This window comes from Pseudovibrio sp. JE062, assembly GCF_000156235.1.
Classification (GTDB): Bacteria; Pseudomonadota; Alphaproteobacteria; order Rhizobiales; family Stappiaceae; genus Pseudovibrio.
In genome coordinates, this window is the sequence record NZ_DS996814.1 from 171932 (window position 1) to 179787 (window position 7856).

Sequence of the window (7856 nt, forward strand, 5' to 3'; positions counted from 1 at the left end):
TGAGATGACGAGTAATTGACATGAGTGAAAGACTAAAGTCACCTACCCGCCGAAACCTCCTGAAAGGCGGGGCCTTGCTGAGTGGAGCTGCCTTGACTGGCGCTGCGCTTCCGGCCCGGGCAGATGATCCGGCCATCACCAATCTGCAGCCCTGGATGCAGGAGCTGGGCGATGGTGTGGACGCGATGCCTTATGGCATGCCCTCCAAGTTTGAGGCGCATGTGAAGCGGCGCACCGTGGAGTGGCTCACCGCTGATCGCGTCAGCTCCATCAACTTCACCCCGCTGCACGAGCTGGACGGCATCATCACCCCGAACGGCCTGTGCTTTGAACGCCACCACGGCGGCGTGGCGCATGTTGATCCCGCACAGCACCGCCTGATGATCAACGGTCTGGTGGACAAAGAGCTTGTCTTCACCATGGAAGACATTATGCGCTTCCCGCGTGAGAACCGGGTGTACTTTCTGGAATGCGCCGCCAACTCCGGCATGGAGTGGCGCGGGGCTCAGCTCAACGGCTGTCAGTTCACGCATGGCATGATCCACAACGTGATGTACACCGGCGTTCCATTGCGCTTGCTGCTGGAAGAAGCCGGGCTGAAGACCAACGCCAAGTGGTTGATGCCAGAAGGTGCTGATGCCTCTGCCATGACCCGCTCCATTCCTTTGCAGAAAGCCCTCGACGACTGTCTGGTCGCCTTCAAGATGAACGGTGAAGCGCTGCGTCCTGAGCAAGGCTATCCGCTGCGTCTGGTGGTTCCGGGCTGGGAAGGCAATATGTGGATCAAGTGGCTGCGCCGCATCGAGGTGGGCGATGAGCCATGGCATCACCGCGAAGAGACTTCCAAGTACACCGACCTGATGGAGAATGGTAAGGCGCGACGGTTTACGTGGGAAATGGACTGTAAGTCCGTCATCACCAACCCGAGCCCGCAGGCCCCTATCCTGCACAAGAGCGGCCATACCATCATCTCCGGTCTGGCGTGGTCCGGGCGCGGCACCATTCCTCGTGTGGACATTACGCTGGACGGCGGCAAGAACTGGCATGCGGCCAGAATGGACGGCCCAAGCTTCGACAAGTCCATGCACCGCTTCTATTTCGAGTTCGACTGGGATGGAAAGCCACTGCTGCTGCAATCCCGCGCGCACGATTCCACCGGCTACGTACAGCCAACAAAAGATGAACTTCGCGCTGTTCGCGGCGAAAACTCCATCTACCACAACAACGGAATCCACACCTGGTACGTTGGCGAAAATGGTGAGGCGGAAAATGTTGAAATTTCTTAGTGTTCTGGCAACGGGAACGCTGTTGCTCACCAGTGCGGCAACAGCTGGTTCCTTCAATCTTGGCCGTGCAGCAACTCCTGCTGAAGTGGCGGCTTGGAACATCGACGTGCGTCCTGATGGTCAGGGTTTGCCTGCCGGGCGCGGAAACGTGGAGCAAGGCGAAGAGATTTTTGCTGAACGCTGTGCGGTCTGCCACGGTGACTTTGCCGAGGGCGTTGATCGCTGGCCGGTACTTTCTGGCGGTGACGGCACGCTGACCTCTGAGCGGCCAGTTAAAACCATTGGCTCTTACTGGCCTTACCTGTCCACCGTGTTTGATTACGTGAACCGCGCCATGCCATTTGGCGAAGCGCAGTCGCTCAAGCCGGATGAAGTTTACGCCATCACCGCCTTCCTGCTTTATGCCAATGATCTGGTGGAAGATGATTTTGAGCTGAGCCAAGAGAACTTCACGTCTGTTCGTCTGCCTAATGAAGATGGGTTTTACATGGACGATCGTGAAGAGTCGCCAGTCTTCAAAAAGCGCGATGTCTGCATGAAGGACTGTAAAGCGGAGGTGAAGATCACCGCACGGGCTCAGGTTCTGGATGTGACACCGGAAGAAACCAAGGCCGCAGAGGATGCTGCAGCAAGTGAGGCCCCAAAAACTGAAGAGGTTGCCTCCACAGAACCCGCAGTGGCCGTTGAGCCTGCTCCGACTCCCGAACCCGTTGCCCTTGATGATGCACTCATCAAGAAAGGTGCCAAGGTCTTCAAAAAATGTAAGGCTTGCCATCAGGTTGGTGAGAAAGCCAAGAACAAGGTTGGTCCGATCCTGAATGACATTATCGGCCAGCAGGCGGCTGTGGTTTCCGGCTTCAAGTATTCCAAGGCATTGAAACAGCTCAATGGGGATGGTCTTGTCTGGTCCGATGAAAATCTGGACGCCTTCCTGACCAAGCCGAAGAAATTTGTGAAAGGAACAAAGATGTCGTTTGCCGGTCTTAAGAAGGAGAAAGACCGCGTTGCGCTCATCGAGTTCCTTAAGAGCCACTCCCAATGAGAGCCACGATACCTGCTCTCTTGAAGCAGTTTGCTATTTCCCCGAGTGTAGCAAACTGCTTCCCACTCTCAATGCTGCGTGCCCTGCACACGAAAACTCCTGCCAGTTTTCGCAGGTTCGCAGCCTCCAGCCTTGTTGCGCTTGGTTTCCTGTCAGGGGCGGTCTCTATTGCCTCGGCGCAGGATGTTGCGCGTGGTGAGCGCCTGTTCAACGCCTGCCTGCGGTGTCATGATGTTGGCAAGGATGCCAAGAACCGCATCGGGCCCCATCTAAATGGTGTGTTTGACCGCAAGGCAGCCAGTATTGAAGGCGCCAAATACTCTAAAGCCATGAAACGCGCCGGAGCAGATGGCCTGCGCTGGAACATCGACACGCTGAACATTTACATCCAAAACCCGAAGAACCTGGTTTCGGGCACACGCATGAACTACCGGGGCATGAGAAAAGAGAAGGATCGCTCAGACCTTCTTGCGTACTTGCGCCAGTTCTCCGTCAGCCCGGCCAACATTCCGGAGGCGTCTGCCAGCCTTTTGAAACAGGATGCCCCGAGCATTCATGAGGAAGCCTATCTGGACGGCGATGCTGAATATGGCGAGTATCTTTCCTCTGAATGTACCAGCTGCCATCAGTCCAGCGGAGCAGACAAAGGGATCCCTGCTATTACAGGCTGGCCGCAACCGGATTTCGTGATCGCTTTGCGCGCTTATAAGAAAGGACACCGACCCCATCCCGTTATGCAGATGATCGCCAAGCGGCTCTCGGAGGAGGAGATCGCGGCTCTGGCGGCTTATTTCAAAGGCCTGGATTAGAACACATCCCCATTTTCGCGGATGTGCTCCAAACTTATTTTAGGGAGGAATTGACTTATGATTTTGAACCGACGTCGTTTTCTGGGAACAGCTGCTGCCGGTGCAGCGCTCTTATCCTCCCCGATGGCTTTGGGGCAAAAGCGGCCACGTGTCGTCATTGTTGGTGGTGGTGCTGGCGGGGCAACCGCTGCACGCTATATCGCCAAGGATTCCAAAGGCGCGATTGAGGTGATCCTGATCGAGCCTTCCCGCACCTATTACACCTGCTTCTTCTCCAACCTTGCCATTGGCGGCTTCCAGCCCATGTCCAATCTGGCGCATTCCTACGGTAAGCTGGCAAGCGAGTATGGCGTGACGGTCGTACACGACTGGGCCTCTGCTGTTGACCGGGAGAAAAAGAAAGTCCGCCTCGCAGGCGGCGATGCGATTTCCTACGACCGGTTGGTTCTGTCGCCGGGTATCGACTTTATCAAAGATTCCATTGAAGGCTGGGATGTGACTGCCCAGACGAAGATGCCTCATGCCTACAAAGCCGGTACGCAGACACAGTTGCTGAAGGCTCAGATTGAGGCCATGCCAGAAGGTGGAACCTTCGCCATGGTTGCGCCGCCTAACCCGTACCGCTGCCCTCCTGGCCCTTATGAGCGTATTTCCATGGTCGCCCATGTGCTGAAGCAGCGTAATCCAACCGCCAAGATCCTCATCCTTGATCCGAAAGAGAAGTTCTCCAAGCAGGGCCTGTTCATGGAAGGCTGGGAAACACACTATCCGGGCATGGTTGACTGGCTAACAGACGAGTTCACCGGCGGTGTGCAGCGCGTTGATCCCGCCACCATGGAAGTGGTGATGGAGGATGAGACCGTTAAAGCGGATGTGGTGAACGTGATTCCACCGATGCAGGCTGGCAGCATTGCACAGCAGGCTGGTCTGACCAATGAGAAGGGCTGGTGCCCAATCGTTCCGGCAACACTGCAGAGCCAGATGGATGAAAACATCCACGTGCTTGGTGATGCGACCCAGAACGGCGACATGCCGAAGTCTGCTTATTCCGCCAACAGCCAGGCCAAAGCCGCCGCCATGGCCATTCGCCATGCTCTGACCAGTTCGCGCGCCTTCAAACCACGCTTCTCCAACACCTGCTGGTCCCTGATCTCCACGGACAACGGCGTGAAAGTGGGGGCAAGCTACGTGGCCACGGACGAAAAAATCGCCAAGGTGGACGGCTTCATCTCCCAAAACAACGAGGACGACGCCCTGCGCAAACAGACCTACGAGGAGAGTTTGGGTTGGTACGCTGGGATTACCACGGATATGTTTGGATAAGGAAACGAGATGTGCGGGGCGCTCTGGGAGGGGCGCCTCGTGATTTCTGACGCACTACCCCTCCATTGCACAGTATTGCGCCGGATGTTGACTAGGGTCGGAATCAGCAGCGGCGGCGGCCTGAGGAGAGTACTCTATTCGGCACAGCCTTGATACCGATGTTGGACCTCTCCGTTATACAGGCTGACGACTATGAGTACGTCACAGATGGCAGAGTTCTGGTGGCAGGAGCAAAGGGGATAAGCCTCAGCAGACAAGATCGCCAGTGCCTGGGACTATGAGTGCCACATTCACTAGCTTACATGCCCTCTCAACTGGGCTTGTATTCTCGTTGACCGACCTTGTCTTTCTGGCAGTTATTCCCGCTATATCCTCGCACAGTTTCAACGGCTCATGAGAACTTGTCGGCAAGGTACGGGGATAACTTAAGTCACGGTACAAAACCGTCCGCCAGAACAGGCGGTTCATCTACCTGCACGATCTCCATGGCCCGCACTCATCCCATCAACTCAACAGAGCTTCTTCTATTGCTCAGGCACACACATTCCCTACCGATCAACGCAGTTGGAACGCAAATCTTTCAAACGAACGCACATAGGAGCGCAAAGCTGCATTGATCCTCAAAGAGGTGTATGATGACTGATGCAGGTTCGTTCACGCAACCGATCACAGCCTCGCAGGTTGCAGCACGATCAGCACCTGCTCCCCTGCTTTCACAGCAACCGAGTCAGCCGTCCTCTTTTACCTGCAAGCCTCTTTACACCAGCCTCTGACCAGATCGGCACTTTGATAGGATCACGTCCTCATTCGAGGCGCTACACTGCGCGTGCTATCTGACAGGCTCTTTGATCAACACCACACCGCTAAACTTAGGCTAGACTTCTCCCCAGAACACCCCATCTTCTAGATCTGCACCAGCAACCTCCCAAGCAATCGTCAGGCGGAGTGCAAAGCTATCTGCCATCTCATTCAGCTCTCCTCCAACTCAACCCTGAGCATCTAGATACCACGTGCCTCACCAAGGACTATCTGCCATTTCGCCAAACGCTCAAACAAGGCCCACTTCAAGCCCCGACTTCATGTCAATCGCAAACCAGAACCTGTTTCCAGCCACCAGTTCACCAGCACCAAAGTCTCAAGGAGAACATTACGGGAATGGACCACGACCAAAACACACTCCATCCTCTAACCATGCAACACCGCAAACGGACAAGTCCGGGATCTTTGAGAATTGAAGATGGAGAAGTGAAGCTTGGCAAAGAGAAGTCTGAGTGCGGATTGGCAGCGGATGCCATAATCAATTTGGCACCAGACTGACAATACGTTGCAATCGCGGCCGGTTTCTCTGCGAGAGGTTGTTTTGGGATGAAGGATTATTGGCAGCTCTAAGAGGCTTTTGCGCCTTGGTTCTCCGCTCCGTTAGTCGCGAGATGCAAAGTCTCACCCCCCTCGTCTGTCATTAGACGCACAAAAGCCCCCGTGCAGTGTGCAACGGGGGCTTTTGTGTGATTTTGTGTTCTGTGTATTTTGTCGAGATTTTTGTGTGTCTTATTCATGCCCGGCGGCGCCCTACTCTCCCGCGTCTTAAGACGAAGTACCATTGGCGCAGGGGCGTTTCACTTCCGAGTTCGGGATGGGATCGGGTGGGGGCGCCCCGCCATAGCCACCGGGCAGGAATAAGTCACATTATGAACTGGTCTGTTTTGTTTAGTTGAAGCTTTGTTTTTGGATTTAAGCTTTATGATTATAGCTTAATGGGAGTGATCAAGATCGATCGAGCTATTAGTAAGGCTCAGCTTCGGATGTTACCACCCTTCCACATGCCTCCTATCGACGTGGTGGTCTTCCACGGCTCTCAAGGGATATCTTGTTTTGAGGTTGGTTTCCCGCTTAGATGCCTTCAGCGGTTATCCATTCCGTACATAGCTACCCTGCAATGCGGCTGGCGCCACAACAGGTCCACCAGAGGTACGTCCATCCCGGTCCTCTCGTACTAGGGACAGATCCTCTCAAATTTCCTACACCCACGGCAGATAGGGACCGAACTGTCTCGCGACGTTCTGAACCCAGCTCACGTACCGCTTTAATTGGCGAACAGCCAAACCCTTGGGACCTGCTCCAGCCCCAGGATGCGATGAGCCGACATCGAGGTGCCAAACAATGCCGTCGATATGGACTCTTGGGCATCATCAGCCTGTTATCCCCGGCGTACCTTTTATCCGTTGAGCGATGGCCCTTCCACGAGGGACCACCGGATCACTATGACCGACTTTCGTCTCTGCTCGACTTGTCAGTCTCGCAGTCAGGCAGGCTTATGCCATTGCACTCAACGAGCGATTTCCGACCGCTCTGAGCCTACCTTCGCGCGCCTCCGTTACCATTTGGGAGGCGACCGCCCCAGTCAAACTACCCGCCACACACGGTCCCGGATATTGTAGTACCGCGGTTAGATATCCATGAGGACAAGGGTGGTATTTCAAGGATGGCTCCACCCGAGCTGGCGCCCGGGGTTCAACGCCTACCACCTATCCTACACATGTCATCACGAATACCAGTGTGAAGCTGTAGTAAAGGTGCACGGGGTCTTTCCGTCTGACCGCAGGAACCCCGCATCTTCACGGGGAATTCAATTTCACTGAGTCTGTGCTGGAGACAGCGGGGAAGTCGTTACGCCATTCGTGCAGGTCGGAACTTACCCGACAAGGAATTTCGCTACCTTAGGACCGTTATAGTTACGGCCGCCGTTTACTGGGGCTTCAATTCGGTGCTTGCACACCTCCTCTTAACCTTCCAGCACCGGGCAGGCGTCAGACCCTATACGTCGCCTTGCGGCTTCGCAGAGCCCTGTGTTTTTGATAAACAGTCGCAACCCCCTATTCTGTGCCCCCGATACAAAGTTGCCTTCGTACCGGGCTCCCTTCTCGCGAACTTACGGGAGCAATTTGCCGAGTTCCTTCAGCACAGTTCTCTCAAGCGCCTTGGTATACTCTACCTGTCCACCTGTGTCGGTTTCGGGTACGGTCTTAGCGTGGGAGCTATTTCCAGGAACACCTTCACCGCATCTCCAATCCAATAAGGAGATACGATACACGGCATCCGTCACTACCCACTGGCCGGGGAATATTAACCCCGTTCCCATCGACTACGCCTTTCGGCCTCGCCTTAGGGGCCGGCTAACCCTGCGCCGATTAGCGTTGCGCAGGAACCCTTGGACTTTCGGCGAGAGGGTCTCTCACCCTCTTTATCGTTACTCATGTCAGCATTCGCACTTCTGATACCTCCAGCAGCCCTCACGGGTCCACCTTCATCAGCTTACAGAACGCTCCGCTACCGCGCGTCATAAGACGCACCCGCAGTTTCGGTGTATGGCTTTAGCCCCGGTACATTTTCGGCGCG

General features: G+C 55.2%; 4 protein-coding genes and 2 rRNA genes (1 of these 6 cut by a window edge). 4 read left to right on the forward strand and 2 right to left on the reverse strand.

Annotated elements, in window-relative coordinates:
* The first annotated feature begins 20 nt into the window (after positions 1-20).
* From soxC to PJE062_RS22490, 4 genes are read left to right on the forward strand one after another with little or no spacing between them, the layout of a single operon-like run.
* Positions 21-1286 carry a sulfite dehydrogenase gene (gene soxC, locus PJE062_RS22475; protein WP_083417017.1) on the forward strand — a complete coding sequence of 422 codons (1266 nt, stop codon included), beginning with the start codon at positions 21-23 and terminating at the stop codon, positions 1284-1286.
* Positions 1270-2328 carry a c-type cytochrome gene (locus PJE062_RS26945; protein WP_008552152.1) on the forward strand — a complete coding sequence of 353 codons (1059 nt, stop codon included), beginning with the start codon at positions 1270-1272 and terminating at the stop codon, positions 2326-2328. The genes soxC and PJE062_RS26945 overlap by 17 nt, the downstream gene beginning before the upstream one ends.
* Positions 2325-3137, forward strand: coding sequence for a c-type cytochrome (locus PJE062_RS22485; RefSeq protein WP_208982440.1), 813 nt, complete (start codon positions 2325-2327; stop codon positions 3135-3137). The genes PJE062_RS26945 and PJE062_RS22485 overlap by 4 nt, the downstream gene beginning before the upstream one ends.
* 57 nt (positions 3138-3194) lie before the next feature.
* Positions 3195-4460, forward strand: coding sequence for an NAD(P)/FAD-dependent oxidoreductase (locus tag PJE062_RS22490; RefSeq protein ID WP_008552203.1), 1266 nt, complete (start codon positions 3195-3197; stop codon positions 4458-4460).
* Positions 4461-6016: 1556 nt separating this feature from the next.
* Here PJE062_RS22490 and rrf read toward each other — a convergent pair.
* Positions 6017-6131, reverse strand: a 5S ribosomal RNA gene (gene rrf / locus PJE062_RS22495).
* An 89-nt stretch (positions 6132-6220) separates the two neighbouring features.
* Positions 6221-7856 (reverse strand): 23S ribosomal RNA (locus tag PJE062_RS22500) (it continues 1089 nt past the right edge of the window).